The organism is Selenomonadales bacterium (genome assembly GCA_018335585.1).
Taxonomy (GTDB): Bacteria; Bacillota; UBA994; order UBA994; family UBA994; genus UBA994.
In genome coordinates this window covers 1-16,651 of the sequence record JAGXRZ010000009.1, presented here as the reverse complement: position 1 = coordinate 16,651, position 16,651 = coordinate 1, and the positions used below count along the sequence as shown (strand labels likewise).

17 protein-coding genes are annotated in these 16,651 nt (G+C 62.6%); 3 read left to right on the top strand and 14 right to left on the bottom strand.

All coding sequences use genetic code 11. The features are described from left to right. Positions 1-68 precede the first annotated feature (68 nt). The 14 genes from KGZ66_00930 to KGZ66_00865 all read right to left on the bottom strand — a co-directional run bounded on the left by KGZ66_00930 (position 69) and on the right by KGZ66_00865 (position 13,153). A complete protein-coding gene (locus tag KGZ66_00930) occupies positions 69-1,001 on the bottom strand; it encodes a hypothetical protein (protein MBS3984161.1) in 933 nt (310 codons plus the stop codon). A 566-nt stretch (positions 1,002-1,567) separates the two neighbouring features. Then, a complete protein-coding gene (locus tag KGZ66_00925; GenBank protein MBS3984160.1) occupies positions 1,568-2,014 on the bottom strand; it encodes a hypothetical protein in 447 nt (148 codons plus the stop codon). Between the two features lie 13 nt (positions 2,015-2,027). Further along, entirely contained in the window at positions 2,028-3,005 is a 978-nt protein-coding gene (gene egtD, locus KGZ66_00920) for an L-histidine N(alpha)-methyltransferase (GenBank protein MBS3984159.1), read from the bottom strand. Continuing rightward, positions 3,002-4,210, bottom strand: a complete 1,209-nt coding sequence (gene egtB / locus KGZ66_00915) for an ergothioneine biosynthesis protein EgtB (protein ID MBS3984158.1) — start codon at positions 4,208-4,210, stop codon at positions 3,002-3,004. The genes egtD and egtB overlap by 4 nt, the downstream gene beginning before the upstream one ends. A 21-nt stretch (positions 4,211-4,231) precedes the next feature. Next, entirely contained in the window at positions 4,232-4,993 is a 762-nt protein-coding gene (locus KGZ66_00910) for a hypothetical protein (GenBank protein ID MBS3984157.1), read from the bottom strand. Beyond that, positions 4,986-5,594, bottom strand: coding sequence for a sulfite oxidase-like oxidoreductase (locus tag KGZ66_00905; protein ID MBS3984156.1), 609 nt, complete (start codon positions 5,592-5,594; stop codon positions 4,986-4,988). The genes KGZ66_00910 and KGZ66_00905 overlap by 8 nt, the downstream gene beginning before the upstream one ends. Before the next feature lie 17 nt (positions 5,595-5,611). Further along, positions 5,612-7,021, bottom strand: a complete 1,410-nt coding sequence (locus KGZ66_00900) for a mercuric reductase (GenBank protein ID MBS3984155.1) — start codon at positions 7,019-7,021, stop codon at positions 5,612-5,614. Beyond that, on the bottom strand, positions 7,018-7,299 hold the full coding sequence (locus tag KGZ66_00895; protein ID MBS3984154.1) for a DUF427 domain-containing protein: 282 nt from the start codon (positions 7,297-7,299) through the stop codon (positions 7,018-7,020). The genes KGZ66_00900 and KGZ66_00895 overlap by 4 nt, the downstream gene beginning before the upstream one ends. A 32-nt stretch (positions 7,300-7,331) precedes the next feature. Further along, positions 7,332-8,552, bottom strand: coding sequence for an OsmC family protein (locus KGZ66_00890; protein MBS3984153.1), 1,221 nt, complete (start codon positions 8,550-8,552; stop codon positions 7,332-7,334). Continuing rightward, positions 8,549-9,520, bottom strand: a complete 972-nt coding sequence (msrB, locus tag KGZ66_00885; GenBank protein ID MBS3984152.1) for a peptide-methionine (R)-S-oxide reductase MsrB — start codon at positions 9,518-9,520, stop codon at positions 8,549-8,551. The genes KGZ66_00890 and msrB overlap by 4 nt, the downstream gene beginning before the upstream one ends. A 36-nt stretch (positions 9,521-9,556) precedes the next feature. Then, positions 9,557-11,089, bottom strand: a complete 1,533-nt coding sequence (locus KGZ66_00880; GenBank protein ID MBS3984151.1) for a YdiU family protein — start codon at positions 11,087-11,089, stop codon at positions 9,557-9,559. A 4-nt stretch (positions 11,090-11,093) separates the two neighbouring features. Then, positions 11,094-11,630: a redoxin domain-containing protein gene (locus tag KGZ66_00875; GenBank protein MBS3984150.1), complete on the bottom strand. Its 537-nt coding sequence runs from the start codon at positions 11,628-11,630 to the stop codon at positions 11,094-11,096. Between the two features lie 37 nt (positions 11,631-11,667). Further along, positions 11,668-12,192: a peptide-methionine (S)-S-oxide reductase MsrA gene (gene msrA, locus KGZ66_00870; protein MBS3984149.1), complete on the bottom strand. Its 525-nt coding sequence runs from the start codon at positions 12,190-12,192 to the stop codon at positions 11,668-11,670. Between the two features lie 109 nt (positions 12,193-12,301). Next, positions 12,302-13,153 (bottom strand): AraC family transcriptional regulator, encoded by an 852-nt coding sequence (locus tag KGZ66_00865; GenBank protein ID MBS3984148.1) that lies wholly within the window; start codon positions 13,151-13,153, stop codon positions 12,302-12,304. A gap of 69 nt (positions 13,154-13,222) precedes the next feature. Here KGZ66_00865 and KGZ66_00860 point away from each other — a divergent pair, with 69 nt between their 5' ends. The 3 genes from KGZ66_00860 to KGZ66_00850 form a co-directional block, all read left to right on the top strand. Then, positions 13,223-15,082, top strand: coding sequence for a glutamine--tRNA ligase/YqeY domain fusion protein (locus tag KGZ66_00860; GenBank protein ID MBS3984147.1), 1,860 nt, complete (start codon positions 13,223-13,225; stop codon positions 15,080-15,082). 485 nt (positions 15,083-15,567) lie between these two features. Continuing rightward, positions 15,568-16,272, top strand: a complete 705-nt coding sequence (locus tag KGZ66_00855) for an isocitrate lyase/phosphoenolpyruvate mutase family protein (protein MBS3984146.1) — start codon at positions 15,568-15,570, stop codon at positions 16,270-16,272. A gap of 114 nt (positions 16,273-16,386) precedes the next feature. Beyond that, positions 16,387-16,651, top strand: a 265-nt coding sequence (locus KGZ66_00850) for a DUF4158 domain-containing protein (protein ID MBS3984145.1), incomplete at its 3' end; no start/stop codon positions are given.

Sequence of the window (16,651 nt, the reverse complement as noted above, 5' to 3'; positions counted from 1 at the left end):
CCTAACAGCGCACCCGTCCTTGATGGACGGCTCCGAAGATACATCTCAAACAGTCCACAAACCGTCTACTAAAGCCATTTGAACCAGCGAAAGACCGCTACCAACCCAACACTCATTAGTAAGCAAAGACCTACCAACACCCAGAAGCCATTGGTGGCATCTGCGAACGGCAGTCCCAGAAGATTGGCGCCAAACAGGCCAGTGACAAAGTTCAAGGGCAAGAAGATTGTGGATACCACGGCAAAAACATAAGAGCTTTGATTCAGCTGTCGCTCCTGAATGCGGTTTGCCTGGTCACTGAGGATATCGATACGGTCACGCAAATTCTCCAGCGTTTCGAGCAACCGCAACAGCTGGTTCAGGTGCTCCTCCAGTCGGCCTCGGTGATTTATATTCAGCGGCGGGACGACGAGAGTTGTCAACGTTTGAAGAACGGCTCGCTGGGGGCCAAGATGACGAAGAAAGCCAGAGATCGCGGTCTGGGTATTGGCCATGCTCGGGCATGCCGCTTCCGTCTGGTGCTGAACCAGAAGGCCGCCGATCAGATCCACCCCATCCTCCAGCATCTCGACCTGCTCGGAAACTTCCGCGAGGTGCTCTTCGATGAGATCGCAAAGGAAGTCACCTGGCGTTGCAGGGCCGCGCCCCTGAGAGATGTCTTCTGCAAGTTCGAGGATGGGATCCACATCCTCCTCGCGGGTCGTGATAACCCGACGCTCATCAATCCAGATTCGCATGGACACCATGTCCTCTGGATGCCCCACTCCATCAGCTCTCAGATGCATCGCTTTGAGCAGAACCATCACACCCTGCCCGTGGACGCGCAACCGCGACCGGGTATCTTCAGAGACCATCGCTGCGGCGATCAGCTTGTCCAGGCCGGTCGCGCTCGAGAGAAAACCTTCCGTCTCGCGGTGGTGGATGCACATGTGCAACCACGACGCACCGCCGGTCATCTGGAGAAGATGGAGGAACCCAGGCGTACGCTCTGCTTCGATCATGGCTCTCAGCCCACGGTGGATTCAACGTCAAGGTTAACGGTATCTCCAACCCGTAGCACGCCACCTACGACGATCCGTGCCGTGGCGCCCCCGTGACCACGCAGCGCGGCGTAACCGCCTTCACCGAGCTCGTCCTCCATGCGTGAACAAGGAGGACATGGCCCCGTGATTTCAATGCGGACCGAACCGCCAATTCGCCAGACAAAGCGCTCTTCCCGGAAAGGTGAATGCATCGCGGCGATGTTGATCCCCGAGATCACGAGGTTGCGCCGCAAACGCTCCGGGGCAATTGGGGCTTGCCCCGTCCAGACCCCCGAGCAAGCTGAGGTGCTCAGCCTGGATCAGACTCAGCTCGCGATGGCGTTGCGCATCCGACTGACGAAGCCGCAGGGAGCGGTGATCGCCAATCAGCCCGAGACCCGGTTCGGCCCTGGCCTCCTGCACGGACACAGCGTCCTTGAGGCGATCCGGGCGCAGAACGATGGCACCAAGTCGACCTGTGCCATGAAAGCGCCGGACCAAGTCGCGCAGCGTGCCGCCCATCGTTCAGACTCGAATGAGGTGCATCACAAGACTTCCTCTATGTGCAGTTCGCGTTGCCGGAAGCTGACAACATCACCGGCTCGGGCATCTGCGATCGCTGCGTAGATGGGCGCCTGGGTGGAAATTCCCATGTAGGTGTTGCCGTCGCACTGGAAGGCATCGCTAGCAACCGCAATCACGAACCAACGCCCGTCGATGCGAACCACGGCGCCTGTCTCCACCGAATCCCGGGGACCGAAATCGATCTGACGTAAGACTTCCAGGGCCTCCTGATGATCGTGAATGGGGCATTCGAACGCCTGCGCCAGAGCGGCATTGTTGACGGCCCGCGACGCCGCATCGCTTTCACTGGGTTCATCTCCGCGGCCCGCCGCACCGACCAGGTATTGCGCATAGGTCTGTTCAGCAAACCGCAGGCGCCCTTCGGCAAGGTCCAGCATGGTCTGGCGCAGATGGGTCTTGTTGCTCATTAGGACTCCTTTTTCAGGTCGACGTTTGTTGCGTTGGGGTGAACGGTAGCCGGTGCCAGACGGTGATGGCGTACCAGCCTCGGGGGTCGGTCAGGGTGCAGGTGTTGTCAAACCCGCTTCGGCGTGCGAGGTGTTCGATTGAAGCCAGGGAGTATTTCTGGGATTGCTCTGTATAGATGGTCTCCCCGGCATGGAATACAAACCCTCGGTCAAGGGTTCTGCTGTGGACCACCTGGTCAACTTGGCTCACCAGAAAGCTTCTGGCCACGTGTTCCAGCGGACAGTAGCTGGCGTAGTGCCGAAATTTCGTCAGATCGAAGTCCATGCCCAACTCGCGATTCAACCGCGTCAGCAGATTCAAATTGAACGCAGCGGTCACGCCCTGTGAATCGTCGTATGCTGCGCGCAACATGGCCGGGTCCTTGACCAGATCCAGACCAAGCAGCACAAGGTCACCCGGGCGCAAATGCGAATGCACCCGCTGCAGCAGCTTGACGGCACCGTGTTCGTCGAGGTTGCCCAGATTGCTGCCCAGCAACATTGCAACCTGGCGTCGCCCTTCGGCAATCTGAGGCCAATGCTCGAAATAGTCTCCCAGCACCGGTTCGATGGCCATGCGGGGGAGGTACGTGTCAAAGCGGCGGCTCAGATCCGCTAGGGCGTGTGCGGACACATCCATAGGCCTGTAGATGCAATCCACTTCACGTTGCGCCAGTGCCTGGCACAGCGACAGCGTTTTGGCCCCGTCGCCGCTGCCCAGTTCAATCAGATCGATCGGGCTGCACCGAGGATCTATCCACCGGGAAAGCTCATCCGCGCGTGAGCGCAGCAGCTCGTGCTCAAGGCGTGTGAGGTAGTACTCGGGCAGCGCCATGATCTGCTGAAACAGGCGCGAGCCCTCATCGTCGTAGAACCAAGCGGATGAGAGCGCCTTCTGTGGTCGCGTCAACCCTTGCAGAACATGCTCCGTCAGTCTGTCCCGATCAGTCATGCGGACTCCCGCGAGCGAACAGGACGGATGCCCGTGAACTGCCAACGCAACGGAGCGTGAAAGAAGTTCCGGTATGTCAAACGGGCGTGGCCCGGCGATGTGGCCCAGGACGCTCCGCGCAAGACCTGCTGGTTCACCATGAACTTCCCGTTGTATTCGCCCACTGCGCCCTCGCTGCGGGCAAAACCGGGATAGGGCTGATAGGCACTGCGCGTCCATTCCCATCGACGCCCCCAGTCGAACCGGCTTGCCGCTGCTTCCCACTCGAACTCGGTGGGCAATCGCCACCCCGCCCAATCGCAGAAAGCGTGTGCCTCGTAGTAACTGACATGCGTGACTGGTGCCTGACTGGTCAGCGGCATCACCCCCTGGAGCGTGTAATGACCCCATCCGTCAGGCTGGTTAGGGTCGGGCTGCCAGTACATCGGCGCACGGAATTTAAGCGTTTGCACCCAGTCCCAGCCTTCCGCATGCCAGAGCGAATGGCGCTGATATCCTCCGTCGCGCATGAACTGAAGGTATTCATCATTGGTGACTAGCGCCACACGGATGTCTACTCCTTGAATGAGCGCCAAATGCGATGGCGACTCGTTGTCGAAGGCGAACCCTGGCCCCTGGTGGCCCATGCGAATCGTCTGCCCTTCGACGCTAAGCCAATCGTCCAGTGGTGGGCAGGTTCCATCATGTTCGGCCGTCACATCTTGGGGACCGATGCCCAGAGGGTCATACGCCGGATGCAATGGGTTGTGGCCCAGGATGTACTTGATGTCTGTGATCAGCAACTCCTGATGCTGTTGTTCATGCTGCATGCCCAGCTCTACCAAGGCCGCGACCGCGGGCTCCAGTGGTTCCTTCAGCATACGGCGCATGGACTCGTCCACATGCGCGCGATACGCCATCACCTCAGCCACCGTCGGGCGACTCAAGCTCCCTCGCTGCGGGCGTGCCAGGTGAGCGCCCTCCGATTCGTAGTAGCTGTTGAACAGGTAGCCATACAGAGGATGGAACAGTCGATAGTCCGGCTGTTGTTTCGCGAGGACAAAAGTCTCGAAGAACCACGTGGTGTGGGCCAAGTGCCACTTCGGCGGACTGACGTCGGAAACCGGTTGGGGAACATGGTCCTCGGCACTCAGAGGGGCACACAGACGTTCGCTGCGCGAACGGACAGAGACGTATCGGGTTAGGCGGATGTCTTCAGGTGTCACGGCAGATGAGAAAAAAGAGAGTCAACTTCCGAAGCGCTCGGTGCGGATGGAGACCTCGGGCACATTTAGCCCGGTGACCATATGAACGATGGACTCGACAAAGTCATTACGCCCGCAGATGAAAACCTGCGCAGATTCGGTCGCCACATCACCCAATTGCTGCAATGCCCAAGCAACATCGGCTCCATCAATGCGGCCAACGTGGTCCTGTGCGCGCGGGGCACAGGTATCCCGCGAGAGCGCCAGTCGGCTGCGAAACCGCGGCGTAAACGCTTCCCATCGCTGCAGGGTGGGCCAGAGCAACACTTCGTCAAGATGGCGTGCGGCAACCAACAGCGTTGTATGCGCTTGGCTGTATGCACCCACGCGTTGCGCTGCCATGGACAAAAGGGGAACGACGCCAGATCCTCCCCCAATCAGCAAGGCTGGTCGTGTGTTCGACTCGTCAAGCACAAAATGACCTCCAACCGGTCCGAGGACTTCAATCGTTTCGCCGTGCTGGGCCTTGTCGTGAAACCAGGTGGATACTTCGCCATCGTCCAAACGCTCAATGCCAAGCTCATAGAGCCCGGTACGTTGAGGAGGTGAGAGGAGTGAATAGCTCCGTTGTGCCTGATAGCCGTCTTCCGCTGTCAGTCGGACATCCAAATGCTGGCCCGGCCTCGGGCGAACCCATCTGTCAGGACGCAGCACCACCCGCATGACGCGTGGAGTCAGTGCCTGCAACGCATCGATGCGTGCGGTCTGCCAGCTCAGCCGGTGTTGACCAACAGCCTCATCCATAGCGCTCTTCCTTGAAAGGGTCGCCTCGCATGTGATAGCCCCGCAGTTCCCAGAACCCGGCCTCGTCGCGCTCGTTGAACTGCAGCGCATTGACCCACTTGGCCGACTTCCAGAAGTAGAGATGCGGCACCAACAGGCGTGCCGGTCCCCCGTGCTCGGGCGCGAGCGGTCGGTCGTCGTAGTGCGTTGCGATCATTGCGCGCCCTTGTGTCAGATCGGCCAACGGCACGTTGGTGGAGTAGCCGTCCTGAGAATGCGCCAACACCCAAGGCGTGGGCGCTTCCAGTCCGGCCGCCTGCAACAAGGTGTCCAACGTCACACCGCGCCAGCGGGTGTCGAATTTCGACCAGGTGGTAACGCAATGGATATCGACCACCTGCTCGGTCTGGGGCAGGGCCTGGAATTCGCTCCAGGTCCAAACGCGAACCGGCCGCACACCGACCTTCAAGGTCAAGCGCCAATCGCCAAGCGCCAAGGCTTTTGGGGTGGGGCCCGCAGTCAGCACGGGAAAACCTTCCGTCAGGGACTGTCCTGGCGGAAGTCGACCGCCGTGGTTGTGGACATCGCGATTGCGGCCGCTGAATGAGCGGTTGATGGGCATGGTGTGGGTCCTCCGGCTCACCCAGAACTTGCGGTCAAGGGCTTGCGTCGATCAATGATGGTGGGCAGGAACTCGGTGACCGTCGGGTGAACGGGCAATGCATCCCGGACCAACTTCCAGGTGCCGCCACTGGCCATCACCAGACCGATCGCCTGAATGATCTCGTCCGACTGGATCCCGAGCATGGTCGCTCCGAGGAAATGACCACTGTCCTCATCGATGAGGAGCTTGATCTTGCCCACGGTTTCGCCTTCTTCCTTCGCGCGACTGACGTCCTTCATGGCGTGAACCGCCTGGGAAATGCGTCGCCCTTCGGTCACGAGTTTTCGCGCGTCGGCCTCATAAAGACCGACGTGGGCCAGCGGAGGATCGGTAAACATGGCATAAATGCCGACGCGCGCGGCGGCGCTGCGTTGCCCTCCGGCCAGGTTCTCCGCCACGATGTCCTGATCGTGGTAGCTGGTGTGGGTAAAGGCCCCGCGCTGATTGATGTCACCCAGCGCCCAGATGCCGGGAACCGCGGTTTCGAGCCGGTCGTTGGTGACCAGGTAGCCTCGCGCACTGACCTCCAGGCCCACCGTTTCCAGGCCCAGACAGTCGGTGTTCGGTATTCGCCCGGTGGCCACCAGCAGGTGGCTGCCATCCACGCTGCGGCCACCAGCCAACTGCACCCGCACGCCAGCGTCGTTGTCCGCCTTGCCGACCCGCTCAATGCGCACGCCGGTGTTCACTTCGATGCCTTCCGCTGTCAGCATTCCGGTCACAGCGGCTGCAATGTCCTCGTCCTCGCGGGCCGTGAGGCGGGGCCCTGTTTCCAGAATGGCAACCTCACTTCCCAGCCGCCGAAAGATCTGAGCCATCTCCAGGCTGATGTATCCACCGCCGATGATCACCAGCCTGGACGGTAATTCACGCAGCGCCAACAGCCGTTCGTTGTCCAGGAACGGCAGCTCGTCCAGCCCAGGCACCGGCGGAACAAAGGGACGTGTGCCGGTGTTCAGCACCACCTTGGGCGCCACCAGCTGATGCTCGCCGGCCAGCACCACGAACTGTTCGCCTTCACGGCCCGCCAGGCGACCGCGCGCCTTGATGATGGTGAGTCCTTCCAACTGGCCCAGCCAGGCCTGCAGGCCAGAGCGAGCCTCCTCCACCCGGCGTTGCATGCGCTCCATCGCTGCCCTGAAGTTGACCTGGACCGACCCGGTTTGCACACCGAATTCGCTGGCCCGGCGCGCCATGTGAGCCACACGAGCCGACTTGCGTAGGGTCTTGGTTGGGGTGCAGCCCCGATTGACACAGGTACCACCCAGGTCACGCTCCTCGATGAGCGCCACCTTCATACCCCGGGCAACGAGTGTCGCGCCCAGAAAGGGACCGGCCTGACCGGCTCCGATCACGATCGCGTCGAACCTCTGTTCCCCGCTCATGGCCGCACCTCGACACCGCGCCAGAACGCCACCCTGCCGGTCACCGCCTCCGCACCAGCCTTGGGCGACGGGTAGTACCACGCCGCGTCAGCGTTCACGTCTTCGCCGACCACGACGTCGTAGTAGCTGGCCCGCCCCTTCCATGGACAGGTGGTGTGCGTATCGCTTGGTTTGAAATGTTCCGGGCGCAACGCGTCGTGTGGGAAATAGGCGTTGCCTTCAACTTCCACGATGTCATCGCTCTCAGCGATGGTGGTGCCTTTCCAGATGGCTCTCATGCTCCGTCTCCTTCGTTTGTGTGTGGTTGGGATCAGTCCCGAATCAGTGTGGTGGTGATCACCGGATGGTTCTCCAGCGTTCGATGCACGGGGCAACGATCGGCGATGCGCAACAGGTCCTGTCGCTGGCTTTCACTCAACGGTCCGCTCAGCAGGAGCTGCCGCGTGACGTGGTCAACCTGTCCCGAGCGATCCCCGCACTCCTGGCAATCGGTCGCGTGCGCGCGCTCATGACGCAACCTGACCTGGACATCCTTGAGCGCATAGCCTTTTCGCTTGGCGTACTGGCGCAATGTCATGGACGTGCAGGCGCCCAGCGACATCAGCAGAAGTTCATAAGGATCGGGCCCGCGTTCGCCACCACCCACTTCCTTGGGCTCATCGGCGTCGAGGTGGTGCGGACCTGCTCGCATCGATCGCCAGAAGGCGTGATCGTGCTCCCCCACCCACACCTCGCCCGCACGAAGGTCCGACGGCGCATCGTTTCGCTCGGCTCGCATCGGCAGAAACCGCGAGGCCCAGGCGCCAATCAGGTCAGCCGCATACTGCGCATCGGCCGGGCGCGTGAGCAGATGGTCCGCATCGTCCAGGCTGATGAAACTCTTAGGATGTCTGGCCGCCTTGAACAGGTCCTGTGCCTCGCCGATGTCCACCACCGCGTCACTTGGCGCGTGCATAACCAGCAAGGCCGCGCGAAGCCCCTTGACCGGGTTCTCGTGGGCTTGGGCCTGGAGCTCTTCAATGAAGGCCGGCGCGATCCTGAACGCCCGGCCGCCCAGGTCGACCTGGATCTGCCCATCCTCTTCGGACTTGGTCGGACCGAAGTGACGAAGCACATGGTCGGCCGTCGCGGGTGCGCCCAGCGTGCAAACCGCCCGTATGCCGTCGAGGCGGGCAGCCGCCGCGATGGCCGCCGTCCCCCCCAGGCTGTGTCCGACCAACAGTGCAGGCATGCCGATCGTGCTCTGCATCCAGTGCACCGCCGCCACAATGTCCGCCACGCTGGACGAAAAGCCACCGCGCCCGAAGTCGCCTTCGCTCTCGCCCAGACCGGTGAAATCAAAGCGCAGCGTGGCGATGCCCTGCTGAGCCAGCGCCCGGCTGATGCGGGTCGCGGCGAGAGAGTTCTTTCCGCAGGTAAAGCAGTGGGCAAACACCGCCAGGGCTTGTAACGGTGCATGGTCCGGGCGTTCCAAGACACCCACCAGCAGACCCTGGCTGCTGCCAGCGAAGCCTACCTTTTCGCTGCTCATGCTTTCTCCAGTGCCAGGGCGTTGATGCAGTAGCGCAGACCGCTGGGCTTGGGTCCGTCGGGAAACACGTGACCCAGGTGGGCGTCGCAGACGTTGCACGTCGTCTCCACCCGCACCATGCCGTGGCTGTTGTCTCCGTGATAGCCCACCAGACCCGGGGCAATGGCCTGCGTGAAGCTGGGCCAGCCGCTGCGGCTGTCATATTTGGTCGACGCATCGAATAGTTCAGTGCCGCAGCACACGCACCGGTAGATCCCGGGCGAAAACAGCGTACACATCGAGGAGCTGTGCGCCCGTTCGGTGCCCTTGAGCCGCGTGATTCGGAACTGCTCGGGCGTCAGCTGTTGGGCCCACTCGGCTTCGCTGCGCTCAACTCGGCGCGGTGGCGTCGGGTTGCCCGTTTCCACCAGTTGAATCACTCCTTTCCAAGTCAACATGTCGGGCCCAGGCTCCGGTGCCGCCGGTTCGTTTTCCAGCCGCTTGAGAAAGGTGACGAGCTTGTCGGCGTCGATTCGGAAATGGTTGTAGACCACTCTGCCATCGGGATCGATCAGGATGAACCAGGGTGTGCCGCCGTTGCGGTAGCGGCGCATCAGCTCCGAACCCGCGCCGTCCTGTTCGTCACCGGCGTCGTGCCCGAAGGGAATGCCCAGCGCGTAGCGGGAGTGATTGGCCAGCATGCGCTCCCAGGTGTTCGAACCGAAGTCCTCGAACACGGTCTGGACTGCGGCGAACCCGACGAAGTCGCTCCCCCGAAACGCGTCGACCACCCGGGCAAGCGCCGGAAAGCCGGTCGCATGGCACCCCGGGCAGGCGTCCTGAAAACAGAAGATGAGCTTGAACCGGCCGGGCATGCGGTCCAGGTCGAAGTGTTCCAGCGCCTGGCCCGACGCGTCCACCCACCGGGTCACACCCAGGGGAGCGGCCGCTTCGCCAAGGACACCGGGTTCCTGTTTCGTTGTGGTCATGCGAAGTCTCCTTTCAGAAATCGTTGGGTACCCCAATCAGGTGCCGCAGAAGGTGCGGTGGGCTGCGGCCACTTCGGGCGAGGCCGGCAGCGTGAATGGCCGCGCGGACTCCACCGTCTCGTACGGCCGCCCCAGCACCGCCAGCAGGCGCTCGAACGGACCGAGGTCGGCCTCGTCCACGGCACTCGACAGCGCCGCCTCCACCTGGTGATTGCGCGGGATCACGAAGGGATTGACCGACCACGCCGTTGCGGCGCAGTCCTGCAAGGTCCTTCCCTCCCGGGCCATGCGCTGGCGCCAGCGCGCCAGCCAGTCCGAGAGCGCCGGGCGCTCCCGTCCGAACAGGTCGTGCAGTGCGGCATCCGGCCCCGTGATGGCGTCGGACAGGAGGCGGAACGCCAGCGTGAAGTCCACCTTTTCCCGCTGCAGCAGCTGCAGGAAGTCGTCCGCCAGGGCGCGGTCGTCCGGCTCTTCAGCGGCCAAGCCCAGCTTGGCGCGCAGCTGCCCGGTCCAATGCCGGTCAAAGCGCACGGCAAACCCGGCCACCACCTGTTCCACCCGTTCCACGACGTCGATATCGCGGGCGTCCAGAACCGGCAGCAACGCTTCGGCCAGACGGGCCAGGTTCCATTGCGCCATGGCCGGCTGCTGGCCGTAGGCATATCGCCCCTGACGGTCGATCGAGCTGAACACCGTGGCCGGATCGAAACCCTCCATGAACGCACACGGACCATAGTCGATGGTCTCGCCCGAAATGCTCATGTTGTCGGTGTTCATCACCCCGTGGATGAAGCCCACGCCCATCCAGCGTGCAATCAGCTGCGCCTGCCGCTCACAGACGGCCTCCAGCATCGGAATGGGCTTGTCGGAAAGCTTGGCGAGGGCGGGGTCATGCCGCGCCACGGCATAGTCGAGCAGCCGCCGAAGCATCACCTCCTCCTCCCGCGCCGCGAAGAACTCAAAAGTGCCCACCCGCAAGTGGCTGGCCGCCACGCGCACCAAGATCGCCCCGGGGGGCGAGCCCTCGCGGTTCACCCGCTCACCGGTCCGGATCACCGCCAGCGCACGCGTCGTGGGAATGCCCAACGCGTGCATGGCCTCGCCCATGAGGTACTCGCGCAGCGCCGGGCCCAGTGCCGCCTTGCCATCGCCACGGCGCGAAAACGGCGTACGGCCCGACCCCTTGAGGGCCAGGTCCCGACGCTGTCCTGCCGTGTCGATGAGTTCCCCGAGCAGCAAGGCGCGGCCATCCCCCAAGTGTGGCGAGAACTGGCCGAACTGGTGTCCCGCGTAGGCCTGCGCCAGCGGCGCCGCCTCAGCCGGCATTTCCACGCCGGACAGCCACGCCAGACCGGTCGCAGACTTCAGCGTCGCCGGCTCCAGCCCCAGCTCCAGCGCCAGGGCGTCGTTGAACTGCACCCAGGCCGGGGCCGGGGACGGCTCGGGCTTCCAAGGCACATAGAACCCCTGCATGTCCCGGAAGAAGCTGTTGTCAAACGGCAGCCGAAACGCCGGGCCCGTCCCCGGCGTCTTCGGCTCCGACACGGCCTTTGGTGTGGACGCACGCATGACTTCAGGCCGCCTTGAGACCATCGTTCGAAGCGCCGAACGCCCCGATCAGCTGCCGCTCGTCGAGCTCGAAGTCGCTGTAGAGCACCTCGTCCAGCGGATCGATCACCAAAAACCACGGCGTGCCGCGCGTCCCGTAGTCCGCCATGAGCGACGACGCGCGTCCGATCGCAGGGTCGTGTCCGAACGGAATGTTCAAGCCGTAGCGCAACTGCGTCTCGCGCAGGCGCTCGAAGGTGTTGGACTCGGCGCCCTCGAACACGGTCTGCACCGCGGCAAACGCGAAGCCGCGATCGCCCAACGCCTTGATCAGCTTCTGCAGGGTCGGAAAGCCATGGCTGTGGCAGCCCGGACACCAGTGCTGGAAGCAGAAGATCACTTTGAACCCGTCGCCCAGATCGGACAGCTTCAGCGGTGCCATGCTGCGCCCTTCGCCGTCGATCCACCACGGCACCCGCAGCTCGGGCGCCTGTTGAATGCACCGGGATTGCATCACCATCTCCTCAGGAAAAAAACAGACACACCGGGTCGGCCCGCCCACTGGCGCGCCGACCCCCACCGTTCTTGAGCGTTGGCCGTCAGCCGATCTCGCGTCGCGGCAGCTTCCAGCCCGCACGGGGGTAGTGGCAGGTGTAGCCGTTGGGGTGCTTGACCAGGTAGTCCTGATGCTCGGGCTCGGCCTCCCAGAACGGCCCCGCGGGCGCGAGCTCGGTGACCACCTTGCCCGGCCACAAACCCGAGGCATTCACATCGGCAATGGTCTGCTGCGCCGTGGCCAGCTGCTCGTCCGAGGTGTAGAAAATGGCCGACCGGTAGGAACTGCCGCGGTCATTGCCCTGGCGCCCCGGGGTGCTCGGATCGTGGATCTGGAAGAAGAACTCCAGCAGGTCGCGAAAGCTCGTCTGCGTGGGGTCGAACTCCACCTCCAACGCCTCGGCGTGGGTGCCGTGGTTGCGGTAGGTGGCGTTGGGCACATCGCCGCCGCTGTAGCCCACACGGGTGCGCAACACGCCAGGCAGCTTGCGCACCAGGTCCTGCATGCCCCAGAAACAACCGCCGGCCAGGACTGCTTTTTCGCTCGGGTTCATCGTGATCTCCTTCAAAGTTCTGCCTCAAGGCATTGAACCTGAAGTCGGGTCCGTTCGGCACAGCACAACGGCATTCGGCGTCCGCATCACGCCACCGATCGTCCAGAACCAGGGCGCGATGGACCTACGGCTGACTCAGATGCTCCATCTGCCAAGCGCTGGGCGATTGCCCCGAGGCCCGTTGAAACGCTCGCGCGAATGCGGTGGCATTACCGTAGCCCACCTGAGAGGCCACCGCCTTCACTGCCTGCCCTTGCGCGAGTAGGTTGCGGGCAACCGCCATGCGCCAGTGGGTCAAGTAGGTCAACGGCGGTATGCCCACCACCTGGACAAAGCGCAGGGCAAAGGCAGACCGGGACAGGTGCGCCAGCTCCGCCATGCTGTCAAGCGTCCAGTCGTGCTCTGGCGATTCGTGCAGCATGGACAGCACCACACCCAGACGGCTGTCGACCATGGCCTCCAGCACACCGCCGGACAGCAGTTGCCGATCAATCAGGTGACGCACAAGCACCACGAAGGTGTATTGCAGCAGGCGGTCGATCGCTGCCCGATAACCAAAAGCACGTGCCTCGGCCTCCTCGAACAGCAGCTCTACCGGTCGCTGCAGCGATGACGTGGCGGTCAAGTCAATCACCGTGACGTCCGGCAAGATCATGTCCAGCGGCGGCGCCAATTCACTGAGGGTGGCGCACATCAGGTCCACCCCCTGCGGCCCTGAGCCCTGAACCCAGTGCTCCAACGCGCGGGGAAGCAACAGCACGCTGGGCGCCCGCACGTTCAGCGGCGCAAAGCCCTTGCGCGTCAGTTGCAGCTCGCCGCGACTCAGCAGGTGCATCGTCCCCTGCTTGAGGCCGTCAGCCTCGGATCCCTGCGTCAGGGTACAGAGATTTCCCGAGAAAAACATGCGCGCCGTGGGGGTGAACCGTAACAGCTGGTTCAGCAGAGAGGCGTTCGGCAAGGGAGTGCTTTGGTTCAAGCGCGTGACACCTGTTGTGGGTTAGACCTTGATTATCTTGGAGCTTCCGCCTCTCCTTAGAATGACTGCATGCCCCCCCCGTCCCTTTCGTCCAGCATCTCTCGACACCACCAAGCTCCCGCAGAAATTGAGGGCCAGGCGCTCAGGACGTCAAACTTCCTGCGCCAGGTCATTGAAAAAGACCTCGCCACCGGCACCTACGCCCAGCGCCAATGGGGCGGCGGCCCGGGTGATGCCGCCTTCCACGACGCCGGCCAGCCCGACCCGGCCAAGATCCGCACCCGCTTCCCGCCCGAACCCAACGGCTACCTGCACGTGGGCCACGCCAAGAGCATCTGCCTGAACTTCGGCCTGGCGCGCGACTACGGCGGCGTCTGCCACATGCGCTTTGACGACACCAACCCCGAGAAGGAAGAAAAGGAGTACGTGGACTCCATCCTCGACGCGGTGCAGTGGCTGGGTTTCAACTGGGAATCCAACTTCAACGGCAAGCAGGAAAGCCACCTGTACTACGCGTCGAACTACTTCGACTTCATGTACCGCGCGGCCGAATACCTTATCACCGCCGGCCACGCCTATGTGGACGAGCAGACAGCCGAAGACATGCGCATCAACCGCGGCGACTTCGGCAAGCCCGGCGTGGACAGCCCCTTCCGCAGCCGCAGCCCGGAAGAGAACCTGGCCCGCTTCCGCGAGATGCGCGACGGCAAACTGGCCGACGGCGCCGCCGTGCTGCGCGCCAAGATCGACATGGCCTCGCCCAACATCAACCTGCGCGACCCGGCCATCTACCGCATCCGCCGCGCCACGCACCACAACACGGGCGACGCCTGGTGCATCTACCCCATGTACACCTTCGCGCACCCCATCGAGGACGCGCTGGAGCAGATCACCCACAGCATCGCCACGCTGGAATTTGAAGACCAGCGCCCGTTCTACGACTGGTTGCTGGAGCGTTTGTGCGAAGGCGGCCTGCTCAAGGCCCCACCGCCGCGGCAGTACGAATTTGCGCGCCTGAACCTGACCTACGTGATCACCAGCAAGCGCAAGCTGGCGCAGCTGGTGAACGAGAAGAAAGTCAGCGGCTGGGACGACCCGCGCATGCCCACCATCGTCGGCCTGCGCCGCCGCGGCTACACGCCCGAGGCCATCCAGCTGTTTGCCGAACGCATCGGCGTGACCAAGAGCGACTCCTGGATCGACTACAGCACGCTCGACGGCTGCCTGCGCGAAGACCTGGAAAACAAGGCCCACCGCGGCATGGCCGTGCTTGACCCCGTCAAGCTGGTGCTCACCAACTGGGCCGAAGTGTTCGGCTCTGACGGCTACACCGAAGACTGCACCCAGCCCGCCCTGCCCCACAGCACCATTGCCGAAGGCCAGACGCCGCCGCCTGACCGCGTCTTCAAGATCGGCAAGGACGTGTGGATCGAACGCGAAGACTTTGAAGAAGTGCCGCCCAAGGGCTACAAGCGCCTGTTCCCAGGCAACGTGGTGCGCCTCAAAGGCGGCTACGTCATCGAATGCACGGGTTGCGCCAAAGACGCCGAAGGCAAAGTGACCGAAGTGCACGCCAAGGTCATCCCCGGCACCAAGAGCGGCACCCCCGGCGCCGACAGCGTCAAGGCCAAAGCCGCCATCACCTGGGTGGGCAACGCCGACGGGGTGAGCGCCGAAGTGCGCCTGTACGACCGCCTGTTCACCGACCCGCAACCCGACGCGGGCGGCAAGAACTTCCTGGACGCGCTGAACCCCGACAGCCTGAAGGTGGTGACGGCGGTTGTGGAGCCTTCACTGGCTGCAGCGAAGCCAGACCAGAAATTCCAGTTTGAGCGCCACGGCTACTTCGTGGCCGACCGTGCGGACCACGGGGTGGGCGGGAAAGTGGTGTTCAACCGGGTGACGGGGTTGAAGGATCGTTGGAATTGATCGCTATTCCCACTCTGTGCTTGCTTAATGCCTCGTACAAATCGTCTTTGTTGAAGACATCGCCTTGCACCACTTCACTCTCAGAATCTGGGGGTAGCTATCTACTCCGTTTTGGCGAGTAGGTGAACAGATCCGGAACAACGCGCGGTTGACACGGCCACATAGGAGTTGCGGAGCGTTTGCCCGGTAAACCTGTCTTGAATCGTCCCGAGGAGATTCGAACGCGCTGCCTAAAGCAACCACGCAAGCAACGTGAGCCGTTTTTCGACACCGACGAATCTGTGCATGCGCTGGTTATGGTCGAAAAGTGAGGCGCTCTACCAAATCGCAAAAACGGCAGGAAGTACATGGGTGTGTGGCATACCTCCCCCGACAACAGGGCGCACGCTTTACGACAAGTTGATGCGGTGTCTGGGCGAGATTGCCCATACGCACGATACCGACTGAAGTACCCGCCACCAACTTCGGCGACTAGGATGGCCATAATGAGCCAAATCCAACGGGGTCTACGGTTCCAGCAATTGCACACTGCCGAGGCCATCTTTCTGATGCCCAACGCTTGGGACGTTGGTAGTGCGCTGATGCTCGCGTCCTGCGGCTTTCCCGCTATCGCCACTACGAGTGCAGGCGTGGCTTTCTCGCTGGGATTCCCTGATCAAGAAGCTGCTGTGAGCAGGGAGACCATGCTGGATCGCGTGGGGTCCATTGCTGCGGCAAGTCCACTTCCTGTCTCCGCCGATCTCCAGTCGGGCTACGGTGCGAGCCCTGAAGAGGTTGGAGAAACCATCGCGGCTGCGATTCGTGCTGGTGTGGTGGGCGCGAACATCGAGGACTACAGCGGCAATCCTGCGCAAGCCCTGTTCGACAGAGAGCACGCTGTCGCGCGCGTTCGGGCAGCAAGACGCGCCGCGGACGCGTCGGGAGTTCCTTTTGTTCTGACGGCCCGATCCGATGTCTACCTGACTGGTGCGAGCAATGTTTTTGCAGAGGCCGTCGAGCGATGCAATGCGTACCGAGAGGCGGGTGCGGATTGCCTCTTTGTGCCGGGGGCTTCCGACCCCAAGACCATCGAAGCGCTCGTCCGGGAGATCAATGCCCCCCTCACCGTGGTCATGGGCCTGACAGGTTCACCTCTCACCGTGCCCCAACTCGGATCTTTGGGGTCTCCTCGTTTTCAGTGCAATAAGTGACGGTACGCAAAGCTAGCACTGGCGCGGGGGTGGTCTGGGTAGACCGTTGATTTCATTGACTTTCCTGTTCGCTTTGTAAACGGGTATGGTGGCCTCCCACTTTTGAGGTTCACGATGCAGGGTTGGCACACAACGTTTTTGGGGATGCGTGGGCTCCCCCGCGATATCAGCGACTTCGAGATGAAGGCATTTTTCACCTTCGATGGTGCCGAGCGCGACGCAATCAATGCACGCCGAGGTGATTCCCACAAGCTTGGTCTGGCGCTCCATATTGGTTTCCTGCGCATGAGTGGGCGTTTGCTCGGTGCCTTTCGGGTAATTCCAGTAGCCTTGTGGCGCCACCTTGGCAACGAGCTTGGCATTGCAGCACCAGAAGTCG